The organism is Paenibacillus sp. FSL R5-0490 (assembly GCF_001956215.1).
GTDB lineage: Bacteria > Bacillota > Bacilli > Bacillales > Cytobacillaceae > Cytobacillus.
Window position 1 is genome coordinate 39,399 of sequence record NZ_MRTQ01000001.1, and the last position, 19,540, is coordinate 58,938.

At 43.3% G+C, this 19,540-nt stretch carries 16 protein-coding genes; 15 read left to right on the top strand and 1 reads right to left on the bottom strand.

Annotated features, from left to right (window positions below; translation table 11 throughout):
• Positions 1-7 precede the first annotated feature (7 nt).
• The gene (locus tag BK139_RS00200) at positions 8-1,723 is read right to left on the bottom strand and encodes an Rqc2 family fibronectin-binding protein (RefSeq protein WP_076255681.1); all 1,716 of its coding nucleotides are present in this window, start codon (positions 1,721-1,723) and stop codon (positions 8-10) included.
• Between the two features lie 809 nt (positions 1,724-2,532).
• Here BK139_RS00200 and BK139_RS00210 point away from each other — a divergent pair.
• The 15 genes from BK139_RS00210 to rpe all read left to right on the top strand — a co-directional run bounded on the left by BK139_RS00210 (position 2,533) and on the right by rpe (position 19,527).
• Complete coding sequence (locus tag BK139_RS00210; RefSeq protein WP_076255685.1) at positions 2,533-5,211, top strand: calcium-translocating P-type ATPase, SERCA-type; 2,679 nt, start codon at positions 2,533-2,535, stop codon at positions 5,209-5,211.
• Positions 5,212-5,387: 176 nt separating this feature from the next.
• Entirely contained in the window at positions 5,388-6,260 is an 873-nt protein-coding gene (locus BK139_RS00215) for a YicC/YloC family endoribonuclease (protein ID WP_076255687.1), read from the top strand.
• A 60-nt stretch (positions 6,261-6,320) separates the two neighbouring features.
• Positions 6,321-6,584, top strand: coding sequence for an extracellular matrix/biofilm regulator RemA (gene remA, locus BK139_RS00220; protein ID WP_026585597.1), 264 nt, complete (start codon positions 6,321-6,323; stop codon positions 6,582-6,584).
• Between the two features lie 10 nt (positions 6,585-6,594).
• Positions 6,595-7,209: a guanylate kinase gene (gmk, locus tag BK139_RS00225; protein WP_076255690.1), complete on the top strand. Its 615-nt coding sequence runs from the start codon at positions 6,595-6,597 to the stop codon at positions 7,207-7,209.
• 2 nt (positions 7,210-7,211) lie between these two features.
• Entirely contained in the window at positions 7,212-7,433 is a 222-nt protein-coding gene (gene rpoZ / locus BK139_RS00230) for a DNA-directed RNA polymerase subunit omega (protein ID WP_035328865.1), read from the top strand.
• 196 nt (positions 7,434-7,629) lie between these two features.
• The gene (gene coaBC, locus BK139_RS00235) at positions 7,630-8,838 is read left to right on the top strand and encodes a bifunctional phosphopantothenoylcysteine decarboxylase/phosphopantothenate--cysteine ligase CoaBC (protein WP_076255693.1); all 1,209 of its coding nucleotides are present in this window, start codon (positions 7,630-7,632) and stop codon (positions 8,836-8,838) included.
• Positions 8,835-11,249, top strand: coding sequence for a primosomal protein N' (gene priA, locus BK139_RS00240; RefSeq protein ID WP_076255695.1), 2,415 nt, complete (start codon positions 8,835-8,837; stop codon positions 11,247-11,249). The genes coaBC and priA overlap by 4 nt, the downstream gene beginning before the upstream one ends.
• A 106-nt stretch (positions 11,250-11,355) precedes the next feature.
• Positions 11,356-11,841, top strand: a complete 486-nt coding sequence (gene def, locus BK139_RS00245) for a peptide deformylase (RefSeq protein WP_076255697.1) — start codon at positions 11,356-11,358, stop codon at positions 11,839-11,841.
• Positions 11,838-12,788: a methionyl-tRNA formyltransferase gene (fmt, locus tag BK139_RS00250; protein ID WP_076255699.1), complete on the top strand. Its 951-nt coding sequence runs from the start codon at positions 11,838-11,840 to the stop codon at positions 12,786-12,788. Before def ends, fmt begins: the two co-directional genes overlap by 4 nt.
• Positions 12,785-14,140, top strand: coding sequence for a 16S rRNA (cytosine(967)-C(5))-methyltransferase RsmB (rsmB, locus tag BK139_RS00255; protein ID WP_076255701.1), 1,356 nt, complete (start codon positions 12,785-12,787; stop codon positions 14,138-14,140). Before fmt ends, rsmB begins: the two co-directional genes overlap by 4 nt.
• Positions 14,141-15,226 (top strand): dual-specificity RNA methyltransferase RlmN, encoded by a 1,086-nt coding sequence (gene rlmN / locus BK139_RS00260; protein ID WP_076255703.1) that lies wholly within the window; start codon positions 14,141-14,143, stop codon positions 15,224-15,226.
• A 4-nt stretch (positions 15,227-15,230) separates the two neighbouring features.
• A complete protein-coding gene (locus BK139_RS00265; RefSeq protein WP_076255705.1) occupies positions 15,231-15,995 on the top strand; it encodes a Stp1/IreP family PP2C-type Ser/Thr phosphatase in 765 nt (254 codons plus the stop codon).
• Positions 15,988-17,976, top strand: a complete 1,989-nt coding sequence (gene pknB / locus BK139_RS00270; protein WP_076255707.1) for a Stk1 family PASTA domain-containing Ser/Thr kinase — start codon at positions 15,988-15,990, stop codon at positions 17,974-17,976. The genes BK139_RS00265 and pknB overlap by 8 nt, the downstream gene beginning before the upstream one ends.
• A 15-nt stretch (positions 17,977-17,991) precedes the next feature.
• Entirely contained in the window at positions 17,992-18,873 is an 882-nt protein-coding gene (rsgA, locus tag BK139_RS00275) for a ribosome small subunit-dependent GTPase A (protein ID WP_076255709.1), read from the top strand.
• Between the two features lie 3 nt (positions 18,874-18,876).
• The gene (gene rpe / locus BK139_RS00280) at positions 18,877-19,527 is read left to right on the top strand and encodes a ribulose-phosphate 3-epimerase (RefSeq protein ID WP_048007933.1); all 651 of its coding nucleotides are present in this window, start codon (positions 18,877-18,879) and stop codon (positions 19,525-19,527) included.
• The last annotated feature ends 13 nt before the right edge of the window (positions 19,528-19,540 follow it).

Sequence of the window (19,540 nt, forward strand, 5' to 3'; positions counted from 1 at the left end):
CATTTATTTAAAGATTTTGTTTTAAGGACAGAACCGTTTCTTCATCAGGTGTAACGTAAACAGTCTGCTGATTGTCATATATAACAAATCCAGGTTTAGCGCCGCTTGGCTTTTTCACGTGCCTGACTTGGGTGAAGTCAACGGGTACGGAACTGGAATTGCGGGCCTTGCTGAAGTAAGCTGCGAGGGATGCAGCTTCAAGAATTGTGTCTTCTGCCGGTTCCTTGCTTCGAATCACCACATGTGAACCGGGGATATCTTTGGTATGCAGCCAGATTTCATCCCTTCCAGCTAATTTGTTCGTTAAATAGTCATTTTGCTTGTTGTTTTTCCCGACTAGAATTTCCGTTCCGTCAGTGGCGGTATAACGGTCCAAAACAGGCTTTAGGTTTTGCTGTTTCTTGTTTCCCCGTTTCTGCCTTTCACGAATATAACCGCCTTCTGCAAGCTCTTCTCTAATTTCGGAAATGTCTCTTGTTGAAGCCGTTTCGACTTGCTGAAGAAGAGACTCGAAGTATGCCGCTTCCTCTTCTGCTTTTTTAATTTGCTCTTTTACTGCAATTACGGCATTCTTTGCTTTTTGGTATCTTGTAAAATACTTTTGTGCATTCTCCGAAGGAGTCTTTTGAGGATCCAAAGGAATCGTCACTGAAGCGCTATTTTCATCGTAATAATTGACGACTTCCGCTTCCTTCATACCCTTTTGAATCGCATAAATATTTGCCGTGATCAATTCCCCATATAATTGATGTTTATCGGCATTTTCCGCTTCATGAAGAGTTCTTTTCAGCTTTTCAATTTTCTTTTCATTCTTTTCTTTCTCATTTACTATAAACCGTTCAAGATCATTGGATTGCTGTTTGACCCGGTCTCTTTCGGCTTTGCCAAAATAAAAGCGTTCCAGCATTTCACTCAGGGAATTAAACTCCCGGCTTTCCCCTTTTAGATGCTGAAGGGGCAATAAATAAAAGCTTTCTTTATTTTCCCCTTCGGTAATAGCCGGCCTTAATCTATGGTCTTTCAGCAAGTCGATAAAATGCTGGAAACTCTTAGGAACAGTTGTCCTGTTTACTAGACCTGCATGGTGTATCACTTCTTTGGCAAAAAGCGGTGAGATTCCGGAGAAACCCGCCACAAGCTGTTTATCAACTTTCCCGCTGTTAAAATCAATTTTACGCAGTATAACTTCTTCATCTGCCTCGAAGGGATTCATTTTATCCTGAGATGGAGGGAGTATGTACTCCTGTCCGGGCAAAATCGCACGATGGCTATTAACGGCAAAAGAAACATGTTTGATGCTGTCGAGAATGATGTTGCGGGATTTATCCACCAGTGTAATATTGCTGTGCCTGCCCATAATCTCAACAATCAGCTGTTTATAGGATGTATCGCCAATCTCATTCCTGCCTTTCACCTCGAACACGATTATACGGTCAAGCCCGATTTGATGGACATCTTCAAGTATGTAGCCTTCCAGGTGCTTTCTTAAAAGCATGCAGAACATCGGCGGTTCTGAAGGGTTTTCGTGTGTTTCATTCGTCAGCTGGACTCTCGCATAGCTTGGATGGGCTGACAGCAAAAGCCTGTGATTCTTCCCATTTGCCCGCACAACTAAAATGATTTCATTTTTATATGGCTGCTGAATCTTATTGATTCTGCCGCCCTTTAAAGTATCTATGAGCTCTTTCGTCATAGCTCTTGTGAACAAACCATCAAATGACATATCGGAACATCCTCTTCTATAAAAATTACATTAGATATACATTATTCTTTCATTTATTAAATAAAAATCAAGTTTTACTGCTTGGTTTTTCTATTTCAGTCGCTATCGGCTCGTCTTATGCTTGAGGCCCGCAGGACAAGGAAGGCTTCGTCAGCATAAACATCGCACGACCGAAAGCGACAGCTTTTGGGAGGATGCGGGTCATACAGACGTTGCCACAGGACAAGGAACGCTACGGCAGCGATACATCGCACGACCAAAAGCGGTAGCTTTTAGGAGGACGTGGCGGTTTTAGTCTGCGTTCCTTTATAAGCGGGCGCCTTCCGCTTTTCTAATATTGTCTAGCTCCAGGCACCATCGGCTCGAGGTCATAAGCCAATCCGCCAAGAAGGTTAAAAAACAACCTTCATGTCGGCTCGTCTTATGCTTGTCGCCGATAAGCGGGCGCCTTCCGCTTTTCTAAAGCTGTCTAGCTCCAGCGCCTACCCCCTCGAGGTCACAAGCAGGACCTCCCAAAAAGGCAAAGGACGCCTTTCCGGGAGCCCCGTCTTGTGCTTGTCGGGGGTGGGCAAGGCGCTTCCGCTTTTCTTATTAATAATAGCATTTTTTTGGACAGGGCTGAATATGCTTTCTTTAGAGTGAGATTGGACAACTCTGCCTTGTTTTAGCAGAAGAGGATAGTCTGCCATCTGGCGGATTCCCTTTAAAGTCTGGCTGTTAGTGCTTCGGGGATTCTTTTTGGGTTTATTCCTGCACCGGAGGCACTCATGGCTTTTCTCAAACCACAAAGGAGGAAGTGTGATGTCCGGATGAAGTTTCATGAAATGAATGAAAGGGAGGTTGAGCAGGCCTTAAATACAGACATTAAGGCAGGCTTAACAGAGGATGATGTAAAAAAACGCCACAAACAATATGGCTTTAATGAATTGAAAGAGGGAGAAAAGCAGTCTGCTTTACTCTTATTTTTTAGTCAATTTAAAGATTTCATGGTTCTTGTTTTATTAGCTGCCACCTTGATTTCGGGGCTGCTTGGTGAATATATTGATGCGATTGCCATTATTGCGATTGTAGTCATAAATGGGTTTCTGGGCTTTTTTCAGGAAAGGAAAGCGGAAAAGTCTCTGAGTGCACTTAAAGAGTTATCCGCTCCCCAGGTAATTGCTCTTCGAGATAGAGAGTGGAAGAAAATCCCTTCCAAAGAAGTGGCAGTCGGGGACCTGCTTAAATTTTCCACGGGTGATAGAGTTGGTGCAGATGTAAGAATAGTAGAATCCAATAGCCTTGAAATTGAAGAGTCTGCCCTAACGGGAGAGTCGCTGCCTGTTCAAAAGAGGACCGGATCCCTGAAAACGCCTAACCTCGCTATTGGAGATATGGAAAATATGGCTTTTATGGGTACAATGGTGACCCGCGGCAATGGATTGGGTGTGGTTGTCGGTACAGGGATGAATACCGCTATGGGACAAATTGCTGATCTTCTGCAAAATGCCGAAACCATGACAACACCGCTTCAGCGGAGATTGGAACAGCTCGGCAAAATTCTCATTACGGCAGCGATATTCCTTACAGTTCTCGTTGTTGCGGCAGGTGTGATGCAGGGACAGGAATTATATACAATGTTCCTTGCTGGTGTCTCATTGGCTGTTGCGGCAATTCCCGAAGGGCTGCCTGCCATTGTCACGGTGGCGCTCTCGCTTGGTGTTCAAAGAATGATCAGGAAAAAGGCAATCGTACGGAAACTTCCTGCAGTTGAAACACTTGGCTGTGCGTCTGTTATTTGTTCAGACAAAACCGGAACCATGACTCAAAACAAAATGACCGTCACCCATCTCTGGAGCGGAGGGAAAGAATGGAGAGTAGACGGAGTCGGGTATGAACCGCAAGGGCAGTTTTATCGAAATGAGAGCCAAATTGAGCCGAAAAGTGATAAAGCCCTCCAGCAGATGCTGATGTTTGGCATGCTATGCAACCATGCGGAAATACAGCAGAAAAATAATGAGTTTGTGATTGACGGGGACCCAACTGAAGGTGCTCTCCTTGTAGCAGCCATGAAAGCTGGCTATAACAGAAGCAGTCTGCTGAATCAATTTCAGATTATTAATGAGTTTCCGTTTGACTCTGCCAGAAAAATGATGAGTGTTGTGGTAAAGGATCATAATGGAAGACAATTTATTGTTACCAAAGGTGCTCCCGATGTCTTAGTCGGGAAAAGCGAATCGGTTCTTTGGGAGGGAAGGCGGCAGATTCTTTCGAGAGAGCTTTCAGGTGAAATTCAGGCAGCCATAGAAGATCTGGCTTCACAAGCATTGAGAACGATCGCGATTGGTTATAAAGAAATCCCATCTAAAAATGTCATTCTTGATGAAAAAGAGGCGGAGAAGGGATTAACTTTTATCGGGCTGCAGGGGATGATTGATCCGCCAAGGCCGGAGGTTAAAGAAGCAGTCAGGGAATGCAGGGAAGCAGGAATCAAAACGATCATGATCACAGGAGATCATGTGATTACAGCACAGGCTATTGCCAAACAGTTAGGCATTTTAACAGAAGGTTCAAAAGTACTTCAGGGGAAAGACCTGGCAGAGATGTCTGTAGAAGACCTTGAAGATGTGGTTGAGGATGTCGCAGTATTTGCCAGAGTATCACCTGAGCATAAATTGAAAATTGTCAAGGCTCTCCAGAATAGAGGTCATATCGTTGCCATGACAGGTGATGGAGTCAATGATGCTCCGGCCATTAAAGCAGCAGATATTGGCATTTCAATGGGCATTACAGGCACAGATGTGGCTAAAGAGGCATCTGCACTTGTATTGCTGGATGATAATTTTGCTACCATAAAAGCCGCGATAAAAGAAGGAAGAAATATATACGAAAATATCCGCAAGTTTATCAGGTATTTGCTTGCATCAAATGTTGGCGAGATTCTGGTTATGCTGTTTGCTATGCTTCTAGCCCTTCCACTGCCGTTAGTGCCCATTCAGATTCTCTGGGTGAACCTCGTAACGGATGGACTTCCGGCAATGGCTCTGGGCCTTGATCAGCCTGAGGAGAATGTGATGAAGCGGAAACCAAGGAGCCCTAAGGAAGGTGTCTTTTCAAGAGGGCTTGGCTGGAAAGTGGTTTCAAGGGGATTTTTAATTGGCCTTGTGACATTACTTGCGTTTATTTTTGCCTACCGGGCAAATCCGGATCATCTTGCATACGCACAGACAGTAGCGTTTGCCACATTGGTAATGGCTCAGCTGATCCATGTATTTGATTGCCGCAGTGAAAAATCCGTGTTCTCAAGAAATCCATTTGGCAATAAATATTTAGTCTGGGCAGTCATCTCTTCCCTGGTTTTAGTGCTGATTGTCATATACTATCCGCCGCTTCAGCCAATTTTCCACACGGTCCCTATTGAATTGCGCGACTGGTTTATGATCACAGGACTCTCAGCCATTCCAACATTTTTACTGGCAGGCACATTTTTGGCAAGAAAAACAAAATAAAATATGTTATAATCCTTTAGGTAGTAGAGAAGAACTCTATTACCTTTCTTTTTTGCGCAAACATATAAATCTCCATCACTACTTGATTTTTATACATAAACTGCACAGGCACCATGCCGCTAACTGAAAGTAAGTGCTTTTATAAGCTGTGCTTTTCCCAAAAGGAAGTGTGAGAAATGGCAGTAAGCATGACTGGTTATGGCAGAAGCAAGAAAGATTCCGGGCAAGGCTCCATTACGGTTGAAATCAAAACTGTAAATCATCGTTTTTCCGAATTTCAAATAAGAATGCCCAGACAGCTGATGCATATTGAAGACAAAATAAAGAAAAAGCTTAATAGGCATATCAAAAGAGGAAGAATCGAGGTTTTTATCACCGTTGACGGTGATGTCCTGGCCAGCAGGAAAGTAAATGTTGACTGGGAACTATTAGATGAATATTATCAATACATAACTGCAATTCAAGCAAAGTATCAAATTCAATCGGAATTATCCATCGGGGATGTCATTCGTGAAGAATTAATTGGCATTGAAGAGAAAGAGTCCGGCAATGAGGAAATGAGCCAGCTGGTCCTTTCTGCTGCTGAAGAGGCATGCCTGCAGTTAATGCAAATGAGGAAAGCAGAGGGCGATGAGCTGGAAAGAGATCTTCGCAGCCATCTTAGTCTTTTAAGCAATAGTGTCAGCAAACTGAGAGAGTATGCGCCAAAGGTTGCTCAGCTATACCAGGAAAGATTGCATAAGCGTATGAAGGAATTTCTTGATGGCCAGGTGGATGAATCCAGAATTTTGACAGAGGTAGCAGTATTCGCTGATAAAGCGGATATCAGTGAAGAACTGATAAGGCTGCAAAGCCATATAAGCCAGTTTGAGCATACACTTCAGCTTACAGATCCGGCAGGCAGAAAGCTCGACTTTATTCTGCAGGAAATGAACCGGGAGGCCAATACGATCGGCTCCAAGGCAAATAGTGCAGATATAGCTGCTGAAGTCGTAGAAATAAAGAGTTTATTGGAAAAAATGAAGGAACAGGTTCAAAATATTGAATAGCAGTTGTTTAGATTCCGGCTCTGGGGGTCAAACTAAATAACTGATGATTGGAGGACCCAAATGTCAATAAAGCTGATCAATATCGGTTTTGGCAATATTGTATCTGCCAACCGGATTATATCAATAGTCAGTCCCGAATCTGCCCCTATAAAACGGATTATTCAGGACGCGCGGGACCGGGGCTCTTTAATAGATGCTACATATGGCAGGCGCACCCGTGCTGTTATCGTTATGGACAGTGACCATGTCATTTTGTCTGCGGTCCAGCCGGAAACCGTCGCACACCGATTAAATGACCGTGATGAAATTATTGAGGAAGGGTAGGATTTTATAAATGAAAGAAAAAGGGTTATTGATCGTTCTATCCGGACCCTCAGGTGTAGGAAAAGGAACAGTAAGAAAAGAGATATTTGCTCAGTCTGATACTGCGTTTGAATATTCTATTTCAATGACAACGAGATCTCCGAGAGAGGGAGAAGTCAATGGAGTTGATTATTTTTTCAAAACGCGTGAGGAGTTTGAAGAGCTCATCAGGCAGGATAAGCTGCTGGAATATGCAGAGTTTGTCGGGAACTACTACGGAACACCGGTTGATTATGTCAGAGAAACACTCGATCGCGGCAAAGATGTTTTCCTTGAAATTGAAGTTCAGGGTGCCCGCCAGGTACGCGAGAAATTTCCAGACGGCCTGTTCATCTTCCTGGTTCCCCCTAGTCTGTCAGAGCTTAAGAACCGTATCGTGACGAGAGGGACAGAGTCAGAAGATATCATCAACAATCGCATGAATGCAGCGAGAGAAGAGATTGAAATGATGAATCTGTATGATTATGTTGTAGAGAATGATCAAATCGATCTGGCCTGTGAAAGAATAAAGTCCATAGTGGTAGCTGAACACTGCCGCAGGGAACGTGTCGAACCTAAATATAAAAAAATGCTGGAGGTAGAATAAATATGCTTTATCCTTCTATTGATTCTCTAATGACAAAGATTGACTCCAAATATTCACTTGTTTCTGTTGCTGCCAAGCGTGCCCGCAAGCTTCAGCTTAATGCCAGACCGCAGCTTGAAAGATACAAATCACATAAAAATGTGGGCAAAGCACTTGAGGAAATACATGCAGACCAGCTTCATTACCGCCTGGGCGAAAAAACAGCCAATGAATCATACGAGTGAAATCGCTGAATAACAACCTTTCAAAAGGTTGTTATTTTTGTTTGAGGTTTTATTAGATGAAAATTCACTGCTCTTCTTGCATAATAAAACTATCATGAAAACTATTTGCCATTAATGGCCAGGCTTTATATAGAAATAGACAGCCAGGCCGTTTTTCATAGAGAAGAATTATTTTTGAGATTGGTGGGGTCATATAATGCTGACTGGAAAGAAGATATTATTATGTGTAACCGGAGGAATTGCTGTTTATAAAGCTGCAGCCTTAACAAGCAAACTGACACAGGCAGGAGCGCAGGTGAAAGTTATCCTAAGTGAATCGGCTGTTAACTTTGTTGCACCATTAACTTTTCAGGCCCTTTCAAGACATGATGTTTACACAGACACTTTTGATGAAAAGGACTCGAAGGTTATTGCGCACATCGACCTGGCTGATTGGGCCGATTTAATTCTTGTTGCTCCGGCTACAGCAAATGTGATCGGGAAGCTTGCCAATGGAATTGCAGATAATATGATCACTACAACCCTTTTGGCTGCATCATCACCGATTTGGATTGCACCTGCAATGAATGTGCATATGTACAGCCATCCCGCTGTCAAAAAAAACATTGAAACCTTATATGGTTTTGGCTGCAGATTCATAGAGCCTTCAGAAGGGTATCTTGCATGCGGCTATGTTGGAAGAGGCAGGCTTGAAGAGCCTGAGAAAATTACAGAAACGATCAGTGAATTTTTCAAGACTTCCAGATTGGAGCTTACTGGCCGAAAAGTGGTCATAACTGCGGGCCCAACGAGGGAAAAAATTGATCCTGTCCGTTATATTACAAACCATTCTACTGGGAAAATGGGCTATGCATTAGCGGAAGCTGCCGTCTCTGCAGGTGCTGAAGTTGTATTAATATCCGGCCCGGTTTCGATTAATGCGCCTGCCGGATTAAAACTGTTAAAGGTGGAATCTGCTGAAGAAATGTATCAAGCGGCCTTGAATGAATTTGATTATGCTGATGTTGTCATAAAGACAGCTGCAGTCTCCGATTATCGTCCTAAGGTGGCTTCTGCGCAAAAAATGAAGAAACAGCCCGGGGATGAAGTATTGGAGCTTGAAAGAACAAAGGATATATTGTTCGAGCTGGGTCAAAAAAAGGAGAAGCAAATCCTGATAGGCTTTGCGGCTGAAACCGAACAGGTCGAAGAGTATGCAAAGGGCAAGCTAATGAAGAAAAACGCCGATATGATCGTTGCCAATAATGTAACTGCTGAAGGTGCGGGCTTTGGAACTGACACTAATATTGTTACACTTTTTAAAAAGGATGGATCGTCGGAAAAACTTCCGCTAATGTCTAAAAAAGATGTGGCTGTAAAAATTCTTGAAGAAGCCTCGAAGCTTCTAAAGGATGAGCATGAATGAACATAGCCAGTGTAATTGTCGATGTTCCTGCCAAACAGACTGACCGGGCGTTTGACTATAAAATACCCTCTCATCTGAAAGGTGTCATTTTCCCTGGCATGAGGGTGGTTGTTCCATTTGGGCCGAGAAAAATACAGGGGTTTGTTACAGGATTAAAAGAAGAGTCGGATTTTCAGCAGTTAAAATCCATTTTAGAGCCGATGGATTTAAATCCAGTTCTTAATCAGGAGCTTTTGAATCTTGGTGAATGGCTGACAGAAAAAACATTATGCTACAAAATTTCAGCTTTTCAGGCTATGCTGCCTGCAGCATTGAAGGCAAGATATGAAAAAAAGCTTGTCATGGCGGAAAATGCAAATCATAAGCTGCTCCCTGAAAAAGTATGCGCACTCTTTCAGAATGCTGATGAAATTACCTGGGATGATGCAGTAAAGGGCGGTGCTTTGCCGCTTCTTCAGAAGGAAGCAACCAATGGAAATATCGATATTATTTACCAGGTAAAAGAACGGGTGAAAAAGAAAAAAGTCAAGCAGGTGTTTGCGGCGGCACCCCCTAAAGAGCTTGCTGATTACCTTCAAAACCTTCCAGGCAATGCAACTAAGCAAAAGGAAGTGCTTGAGTATTTTCTTCAGGAGGAAGGACCGGTCGATCAGAAAGAGTTATTTTCCTTGCTTGGAATCACTTCTTCCACATTAAAAGGGCTTTTGCAAAAAGGGCTGCTTGGCCAGAAGGACGTGGAAATATACCGCAATCCCTTTGGAGACCGTGAATTCGAAAGAACAGAACCGCTCTCTTTGACTGATGGACAAAGAAAAGCCATTATCCCCATCCTTGATTCTATTGAAGATAGCAGGCATGAAACCTTTTTGCTCTATGGAGTAACAGGGAGCGGGAAAACGGAGGTTTATCTGCAATCCATCCAGCGGGTGCTTGAAGATGGCAAAGAAGCCATTGTCCTTGTTCCTGAGATTTCTTTAACTCCGCAAATGGTCAAACGCTTTAAAGGAAGGTTTGGCGATCAGGTTGCGGTTATGCACAGCGGCCTGTCAGCAGGAGAAAAATATGATGAGTGGAGAAAGGTTCAGCGGAAGGAAGTCAAGGTGGTTGTCGGAGCCCGGTCGGCGATCTTTGCCCCATTTGAAAACCTCGGAATTATTATAATTGATGAAGAGCACGAAACCAGCTATAAGCAGGAAGAAAACCCAAGATACCATGCAAGGGACGTTGCCATCAAAAGAGCGGAAAATCATAAATGTCCTGTGGTGCTCGGCAGTGCAACTCCCTCATTGGAATCTTTCGCACGGGCACAAAAAGGAGTTTACCATCTCCTCACTCTCGAAAACAGGATGAACAATCAGGCTCTCCCTGCCGTTGATATCATTGATATGCGGGAAGAGCTGCGAGAAGGAAACCGGTCTATGTTCTCAAGGAAGCTCCTTGAAAAAATAAAAGACCGTCTTGTGAAAAAAGAACAAATCGTATTATTTTTAAATAAAAGAGGACACTCCTCATTTGTTATGTGCAGAGACTGCGGATATGTTATTAATTGTCCGCATTGTGATATTTCTTTGACGTATCATCGTTATAACCAGCAGATGAAATGCCATTACTGCGGATATGAGGCATCGGTTCCAAATGCATGCCCGGAATGTGAAAGTGAGCATATCCGCTATTTTGGGACCGGTACGCAGAAAGTGGAAGAGGAGTTGGCAAAGATTCTGCCGGAAGCGAAGGTAATACGGATGGATGTCGACACCACCAGCAGGAAGGGGGCACATGAAAAGCTCCTCGATCAATTCCAGGAAGGACATGCAGATATTCTTCTTGGGACCCAGATGATTGCTAAAGGCCTTGATTTTCCCAATATTACTTTAGTGGGCGTACTCTCGGCAGACACAATGCTGCACTTGCCTGATTTCCGCTCTTCTGAAAAAACCTTTCAGCTGCTGACACAGGTAAGCGGGCGAGCAGGGAGGCATGAATTAGAGGGTGAGGTAATCATTCAGACCTACACTCCTGAACATTATAGTATTGAGCTGGCGGGGGAGCAGGATTACGATAAATTTTACGACAGAGAAATGATGGTCCGCAAAATTCATAGATATCCTCCTTTCTTCTATATCTCCCTTGTCACAGTCAGTCACGAGGAATTAATGAAGGCTGTTTCTGTAACCGAGAAGATCACGCAGTACATTCAGTCAAAATTATCTGCAGAGAGCATTGTTCTTGGACCGGTTGCCTCCCCGATACCGCGGATCAACAATAGATATCGTTATCAATGTCTGATAAAATACAAGCGGGAGCCGGAACTTGGACAGACGCTGAAAAAGATTCTGGATAATTACCAGCAGGAAATTTCTTCAGGGGGCTTAACTGTCTCAATTGACCTGAATCCATATATTTTAATGTAGTTTCTAAAAGAGTCAGCTTTAGAAGGAGTGCATTAAGGCACTTCTGCTTTTCTGGTTATGAATAAACCCAAATTGGTTGAAAATAGATAAAAATGGAGGAAACGTTTTGGCAGTAAAAAAAATTGTTACTTATCCGGCTGAAATTCTGGAGGCAGAATGCGAACCAGTTAAAGTCTTTGATAAGAAGCTTGGCAAATTGCTAAATGATATGTATGATACGATGCTTGAATTCGATGGTGTCGGGCTTGCTGCTCCCCAAATTGGGCAAAAGCTGCAAATTGCCATTGTTGATATAGATGATGAGTTTGGAACAATTGAAATGATCAATCCGGAAATTCTTGAAACGGATGGGGAGCAGACAGGCCCTGAGGGATGCTTGAGTTTTCCGGGGTTATATGGTGATGTTACAAGGCCTGAATATGTCAAAATAAAGGCGCAGGACCGCAAAGGGAAATTTTTTACCCTGGAGGCTGAGGATTTCCTGGCAAGAGCGATCCTCCATGAAATTGATCATTTGCATGGGGTGCTATTTACCTCAAAAGTAACTAGATACTTGAATGAAGAAGAGTTGGAAGGATTGGAAGCTGAATGACAAAAATCGTTTTTATGGGCACACCCGATTTTTCAGTGCCGGTACTAAAGCAAATAATAGACGACGGATATGAAGTGATCGGAGTGGTTACTCAGCCTGACAGGCCGGTTGGAAGGAAAAAAGTCCTTACTCCCCCTCCTGTAAAAGTCGAAGCTGAAAAACAGGGCATCCCTGTGTATCAGCCTGAAAAAATCCGCCAGCCGGATGAATTGGAGAAAGTTCTTGCTCTTAAGCCAGACCTTGTTGTCACAGCAGCGTTTGGGCAAATCTTGCCCAAGGAGCTGCTGGATGCGCCTAAGTATGGCTGTATAAATGTACATGCATCATTGCTTCCGGAATTGCGTGGCGGTGCACCCATTCATTACTCCATTCTGCAGGGAAAAGAAAAAACAGGCATCACCATTATGTATATGGCTGAAAAGCTGGATGCCGGCGATATATTAACACAAGTTGAGGTGCCGATTACTGAAACAGATACAGTGGGCACTCTTCACGATAAACTTAGCAAGGCAGGATGCAAGCTTTTGTCTGAAACCCTGCCGAAACTGCTGAATGGCGAACTGAATCCCATTAAGCAAAATGAAGAAGAAGCCACTTTTGCCTATAATATTAAAAGAGAACAGGAAAAAATCGACTGGAGCAAAACCGGAGAAGAAATCTATAACCACATTAGAGGGTTAAACCCATGGCCGGTTGCTTATACAACATTTGACGGCAAAGTGGTTAAAATCTGGAATTCAAAGAAAGTCAAACATGCTAAAAGCGAAGAACCGGGAACAATCATCAGGCTTGAGGAAGACGGGGTGGTTGTGGCATCCGGGAATGATACAGCCGTTAAAATTACTGAACTGCAGCCTTCAGGAAAGAAAAAGATGCCAGCAGAACAATTTTTAAGAGGTGCAGGGTCCAATCTGACTGCCGGCGGCCGTCTGGGAGACATCGAATGAAAAAGCTGCAGACGAAAAATGTTAGAGAAACGGCAATGGAGCTTCTTGAGGCGATTGAAAAAAATCAGTCCTACAGCAATCTTTTACTGAATAACGCCATAAAAAAGAATGAAATTGATCAGAAGGACATTGGGCTGCTTACCGAACTGACATATGGTACCCTTCAGCGCCGGATGACACTCGATTTTTACCTGAAGCCCTTTTTGGCAGGCAATAAAAAAATCGAAAGCTGGGTAAATCAGCTCTTGAGGCTGACGCTGTATCAGATGGTTTATCTTGATAAAATTCCTGACCGGGCAGCAATTTATGAGGCAGTAGAAATAGCAAAACGAAGAGGGCATAAAGGGATTTCCGGCATGGTCAACGGTGTGCTGAGAAACATTCAAAGGAAGGGGCTGCCGGATCCCGAACAAATTGAGGACAGGGTGAAGCGCCTCTCCGTTGAGACCAGCCATCCAGAATGGCTTGTAAAAAGATGGGCCGATCAGCTGGGATTTGAAGAAACAAAGAAAATGTGCGAAATAAACTTAACTGCCCCGCTGCAGACGGCAAGGGTAAATGAGGTAAAGGCTTCAAGGGAGGAGTGCCTGTCACTTCTTCAGGAAGAGGGATTTGAAGTGGAGCCAAGTCCGTTTATTCCAGTTGCCATTAAATGTTTAAGGGGCAATCTGGCCAATTCCCGTGTATTCAAAGAAGGACTGATTACTATTCAGGATGAAAGCTCGATGCTTGCTGCTTATGCTCTTGGAGGCAATCCCGATGAGAAGATCCTGGATGCCTGTGCAGCTCCGGGAGGAAAAACGACACATATAGCAGAAAAACTGCAAAATACCGGTCAGGTCATTTCACTGGACCTTCACGAGCATAAAGTAAGGCTGATAAATGATAATGCCGATAGACTGGGACTAACAAATATTAAGACAAATGCCCTTGACAGCAGAAAAGTCCAGGAGCATTATGAAAAAGAATCTTTTGACCGTATTTTAGTGGATGCCCCATGTTCAGGCCTTGGAGTTATGAGAAGAAAGCCTGATATGAAATACACCAAAAAAGAAGAAGATTTATATCACCTCCATAAGATTCAGAGGAATCTATTGGATGCCGTTTCACCTTTACTGAAAAAAGGTGGTATTCTTGTTTATAGTACATGTACAGTGGACAAAGAAGAAAATCAGCATGTTGTTCACGCGTTTTTAAAAGACAATGCGGAATTTGAGGGAGATCTATCTGTTCAGGAGCGGATGCCTAATGCAATTGCTTCTTTAATAGATGGCTTTGAACTGCAGGTTTTACCGCAGGATATTGGTTCGGACGGGTTTTATATTTCCTGTCTGAGAAAGAAGGTGCAATAAATGGAACAAAAAGCAGAAGAGAAAATGACAGCATCAGAACAAAAACCATCCATTTATACTTTACAGCTTCATGAGCTGAGGGAATGGCTAAAAGAAAATAATGAGAAAGCCTTCAGGGCTGAGCAAATATTTGATTGGCTTTACACAAAGAGGGTCACATCATTTGAGGATATGACGAATCTTTCAAAAGGGATGCGGGATACGCTATCAGCAAATTTTTCGCTGACAACCCTTAAAACGATCATCCAGCAGGAGTCTGCTGATGGAACAATAAAATTCTTATTTGAACTTCATGATGGCTATTCAATTGAAACTGTACTGATGAGGCATGACTATGGGAATTCAGTATGTGTAACCACTCAGGTGGGCTGCAGGATCGGATGTACATTCTGTGCCTCCACATTAGGCGGATTAAAACGTAATCTTGAAGCAGGAGAAATCGTTGCTCAGGTCGTAAAAGTACAACAGGCACTTGATGAAACAGATGAACGGGTCAGCTCAGTTGTCATTATGGGTATCGGTGAACCTTTTGATAATTATGACAGCATGCTCTCATTCCTTAAAATTATCAACCATGATAAAGGGCTGAATATCGGCGCACGCCATATAACTGTTTCGACAAGTGGGATCATTCCGAAAATTTATAAATTTGCAGATGAAAACATGCAGATTAATTTCGCGATTTCCTTACATGCTCCAAACACCGAAATCAGGAGCCGCCTGATGCCTATAAATAGAGCATATAAGCTGCCGGACCTTATGGATTCAATCAGGTATTATATAAATAAGACAGGCAGACGTGTAAGCTTCGAATATGGCTTATTCGGAGGGGTAAATGATCAGGTGGAACATGCTGAAGAGCTGGCAAAGTTAATAAAAAATGTTAAGTGCCATGTTAACCTGATTCCAGTAAACTATGTGCCGGAACGGGATTATGTAAGAACACCCAAGGATCAGATTTTTGCTTTTGAAAAGACACTGAAGAATCACGGCATTAATGTAACCATTCGCAGGGAGCACGGTCACGATATAGATGCAGCATGCGGACAACTTCGTGCAAAGGAGCGAAAAGAGGAGACGAGGTGACAGAATGAAAGCTGTTTTCATGACAGATAGAGGCAAAGTCAGGCAGCATAATGAAGATAATGGCGGCATCTATGTGAACAGCAGCGGTCAGCGCCTTGCCATCGTAGCAGATGGCATGGGCGGCCACCGTGCTGGCGATGTGGCAAGCGAAATGACTTTAACAAGTTTGAAAGAATTCTGGGATCAGACAGATGACTTTCAGACTGCCGATGAGGCTGAAGGGTGGCTGCAGAAGTATATTGCAGAGGTCAACACCATCCTTTATGAACATTCAAAAGTAAATGAACAATGCGAAGGTATGGGCACTACTGTTGTTGCTGCCATATGTACCGATCGTTTTGCGACTATTGCGAATATCGGCGACAGCAGATGTTATATTTTAAATGAGTCAGGTTTTCAGCAGCTGACGGAAGACCATTCCCTGGTGAATGAACTTGTAAGGTCAGGGCAGATTTCAAAGGAAGATGCCGAGCATCATCCAAGAAAAAATGTGCTGCTGAGAGCGTTGGGAACGGAAGCAGCTGTTGAGATGGATATTAAAACTATTACATTCGAAGACGGCGACTTATTATTATTATGTTCTGACGGATTGTCCAATAAGGTATCTGTGGCAGAAATGAGCGAAATCCTCAATAGTGGAGGTACACTTGAAGAAAAAGCTTCAGTCCTGATTGATAAGGCCAATGATAATGGCGGCGAAGATAATATTACGCTCGTGATTGCTGAGTATGATGAAAGCAATGAGAGCGGGATGATAAATGATGATTAAGGGAAGAAGATTAAGCGGCCGCTATAGAATTATTGATATGATCGGCGGAGGAGGCATGGCGAATGTCTACCTGGCCCATGATATGATTCTTGATCGTGATGTAGCCGTGAAAGTGCTTCGGATGGACTTTGCCGAAGATGAAGAATTTATCCGCCGTTTTCATCGTGAAGCCCAGTCTGCAACCAGCTTAGCCCACCCGCATATCGTCAATATCTATGATGTTGGCGAGGAGGACTCAATCTATTATATTGTGATGGAATATGTAGATGGACAAACGTTAAAGCAATACATACAGCAAAACAGCCCTATTCGCATAGATGATGCCCTGGAAATTTTGAAACAGCTGACCTCAGCCATATCTCATGCACATCAAAACCATATCATACACCGGGATATTAAACCGCATAATATTTTGATAGACAGGCATGGTAATGTTAAGATTACTGATTTTGGAATTGCCATGGCACTAAGCGCTACAAGCATAACCCAGACAAATTCAGTGCTGGGCTCTGTTCATTATCTTTCTCCTGAACAGGCCAGAGGGGGAATGGCCAACAGAAAGTCTGATATCTATTCCCTTGGAATTGTTATGTTTGAGCTGTTGACAGGAAGGCTTCCTTTCTCAGGTGAATCTGCGGTATCAATAGCACTCAAACATCTGCAATCGGAGACGCCTTCTCTGAAGAGATGGAATCCATCCATACCGCAAAGTGTTGAAAATATCGTTTTAAAAGCGACCGCTAAAGATCCTTTTCACAGGTATGATACCGTTGAAGAAATGGAAGAAGATATCAGAACAGCTCTTGAGCCCGAAAGACTGCATGAAAAAAAGTTCATAGTGCCGATTGACGATGATGCTACAAAAGCTATACCTGTTATTACAGATGACCGCCCATATGAAAGTATGGATGAGACCTTAGTTCATGCAAAGGATCCAAAGGGTGACACGCAGCCTGTGGCAAACCCCCTCCCTGAAAAGAAGAAGAAGGAAAAAAAGAAGAAGAAAAAGAAATGGCCGATAATCCTGGTATCAGTCTTTATGTTTCTGATTGTGACAGGGATCCTTGCTATAACCGTTTTTCCTGATCTGATGGAGCCAAAGGATGTTCAGGTTCCGGATGTATCCGGCAAAGAGGTGGAAGATGCAATAGCAGAGCTGATTGCCGCAGGGTTTACGGTTAGGGATACAAAGCCGATCAGTGACCCGGATGTTGATGAAGGCCTCGTAGTTAAAACAGATCCGAAAGCAGGCAGGACTGTTAAAGAGGGAACCTCCATTGATATCTATGAAAGCTCCGGCAAAGAAAAATTTGAATTAGCAGATTACCAGGGCAGGCAATATGGTGATGTTGTCCGCCTGCTTGAAAGCAAAAATTTTAAAAGCATTGAAAAAAACGAAGAAACCGATGATAGTGAGCCGGCTGGGACCATCCTGGATCAAAACTTATCAGAAGGCGACCTTGTCGTTCCAGAGGATACGGAATTGATTTTCACTGTGAGCAAAGGACCGGCGCCAATAGCATTAAAAGATTTACGCGGCTATAACGAAAAGGGTCTTCAGGAGTACGAAGAATCTTCAGGATTGAAGGTAGAATACGGGGAAGAAGAGTACCATGAGGAAGTCCCTGAAGGGCTGGTCATCAAACAGGACCCGGCACCAGGCGCAAATCTGACAAGGGGACAGAAGGTGACGGTGGTTCTTTCAAAAGGAAAAAAAGAACTCCTTCCTAAGACTGAAAATATTGAGATCAGCATTCCATATGAGCCTGCCGCCGAAGGTGAGCCCAATGAAGTTCAGATTATCATTAAGGATTTGAATAATACAGGTTCTGAACCAATGCATACAGAGCTGATCTATGAAGATGTAGTAATACCAATTGATCTGACAATCGCTCCTGGACAGAATGCTTCTTATAAGGTTCTGCGCGATGGCCAGGTTTTTGAGGAAAAAGAAATACCTTATCCGGATGAAGAATCATAAGCAAGGAGTGTTGCTATGCCTGAAGGCAAAATTATTAAAGCCATAGCAGGGTTTTATTATGTATTAAGCGGAAATGAAACCATTCAGTGCCGCGGACGCGGAGTTTTCAGGAAAAATAAAGTTACACCGCTTGTCGGTGATGAAGTAGTGTTTCAGGCAGAAAGTAATACAGAAGGATACATCTTAGAAGTAAAGGAACGGAAAAATGAGCTGATTCGTCCGCCGATTGCCAATGTTGATCAGGCCATTCTTGTATTTTCAGCTGTTGAACCGGGCTTTAGCACCTCTCTTTTAGATCGTTTCCTGGTGCTGGTTGAATTTAATCATATAAAGCCGCTCATCTGCATTACTAAAATTGACCTGGCAGATGAAAGTGAGTATAGGAAAATTCAGCAATATGCATCTGATTACCGCAAAGCCGGCTATGATGTTTTGCTGACATCCTCTGAAACAGAAGAAGGTGTTAAAGATCTGATGCCCTATCTGGAAGGTGAGATATCTGTTTTTGCCGGACAGTCAGGTGTGGGGAAATCTTCTTTGTTAAACGTTCTAAGACCGGACCTGGAGCTGAAAACAAATGATATATCTTCGCATTTGGGCAGAGGAAAGCATACGACCAGGCATGTAGAGCTGCTCGAGGTTGGAAAAGGGCTTGTTGCTGATACCCCGGGATTCAGCTCCCTCGAATTCACGGATATCGAATTGGAGGATCTCAATTATTGCTTCCCTGAAATTCAGGAGAAAAGTGAACTTTGTAAATTTAGAGGATGCCTGCACATGGCTGAGCCTAAATGCGCTGTAAAAGCCGCCTGTGAAAACGGTGAAATTCCATCCTACAGGTATGAACACTACAAAACCTTTCTGCAGGAAATCAAAGATAGAAAGCCGAGGTATTAATTTATGGTAAAAATCGCACCTTCTATTTTATCGGCAGACTTTTCTAAATTGGGAGAAGAGATTAAAGATGTTGAACGCGGCGGAGCTGATTATATTCACGTTGATGTAATGGACGGCCATTTTGTGCCGAATATTACAATTGGTCCATTAATAGTGGATGCCATCCGTCCTGTAACAAAGCTGCCCCTTGACGTTCATTTGATGATAGAAGATCCGGATAGTTACATTGAGGCATTTGCTAATGCGGGTGCCGATTACATCACTGTTCATGCAGAAGCATGCAGGCATCTCCACAGAACGGTTCATTTTATTAAATCCTTTGGCGTCAAGGCTGGAGTGGTTCTTAATCCAGCTACACCAGTTAATATGATAGAGCATGTTATCGAAGATATCGATATGGTATTGCTTATGTCTGTTAATCCCGGTTTTGGAGGGCAGAAATTCATCCCATCCGTTCTTCCGAAGATTGCAGCCGTAAAAAAATTGGCTGACGCAAAAGGCCTAAACATTGAAATAGAAGTGGACGGCGGAGTAAATGAAGAAACAGCGCAATTGTGCATTGAAGCTGGAGCCAATGTGCTGGTTGCCGGGTCGGCGATTTATAATCAGAAAGACAGAGCAGCAGCGATTGCTGCTTTAAAGGGTTCGCAATAAAAAGAAGCCAGCT

Excerpts from the sequence above, each read along its gene's own strand:
- BK139_RS00200 (WP_076255681.1), bottom strand. The coding sequence starts at position 1,723 with ATGTCATTTGATGGTTTGTTCACAAGAGCTATGACGAAAGAGCTCATA.
- BK139_RS00210 (WP_076255685.1), top strand. The coding sequence starts at position 2,533 with ATGAAGTTTCATGAAATGAATGAAAGGGAGGTTGAGCAGGCCTTAAAT.
- BK139_RS00215 (WP_076255687.1), top strand. The coding sequence starts at position 5,388 with ATGGCAGTAAGCATGACTGGTTATGGCAGAAGCAAGAAAGATTCCGGG.
- remA (WP_026585597.1), top strand. The coding sequence starts at position 6,321 with ATGTCAATAAAGCTGATCAATATCGGTTTTGGCAATATTGTATCTGCC.
- gmk (WP_076255690.1), top strand. The coding sequence starts at position 6,595 with ATGAAAGAAAAAGGGTTATTGATCGTTCTATCCGGACCCTCAGGTGTA.
- rpoZ (WP_035328865.1), top strand. The coding sequence starts at position 7,212 with ATGCTTTATCCTTCTATTGATTCTCTAATGACAAAGATTGACTCCAAA.
- coaBC (WP_076255693.1), top strand. The coding sequence starts at position 7,630 with ATGCTGACTGGAAAGAAGATATTATTATGTGTAACCGGAGGAATTGCT.
- priA (WP_076255695.1), top strand. The coding sequence starts at position 8,835 with ATGAACATAGCCAGTGTAATTGTCGATGTTCCTGCCAAACAGACTGAC.
- fmt (WP_076255699.1), top strand. The coding sequence starts at position 11,838 with ATGACAAAAATCGTTTTTATGGGCACACCCGATTTTTCAGTGCCGGTA.
- rsmB (WP_076255701.1), top strand. The coding sequence starts at position 12,785 with ATGAAAAAGCTGCAGACGAAAAATGTTAGAGAAACGGCAATGGAGCTT.
- rlmN (WP_076255703.1), top strand. The coding sequence starts at position 14,141 with ATGGAACAAAAAGCAGAAGAGAAAATGACAGCATCAGAACAAAAACCA.
- BK139_RS00265 (WP_076255705.1), top strand. The coding sequence starts at position 15,231 with ATGAAAGCTGTTTTCATGACAGATAGAGGCAAAGTCAGGCAGCATAAT.
- pknB (WP_076255707.1), top strand. The coding sequence starts at position 15,988 with ATGATTAAGGGAAGAAGATTAAGCGGCCGCTATAGAATTATTGATATG.
- rsgA (WP_076255709.1), top strand. The coding sequence starts at position 17,992 with ATGCCTGAAGGCAAAATTATTAAAGCCATAGCAGGGTTTTATTATGTA.
- rpe (WP_048007933.1), top strand. The coding sequence starts at position 18,877 with ATGGTAAAAATCGCACCTTCTATTTTATCGGCAGACTTTTCTAAATTG.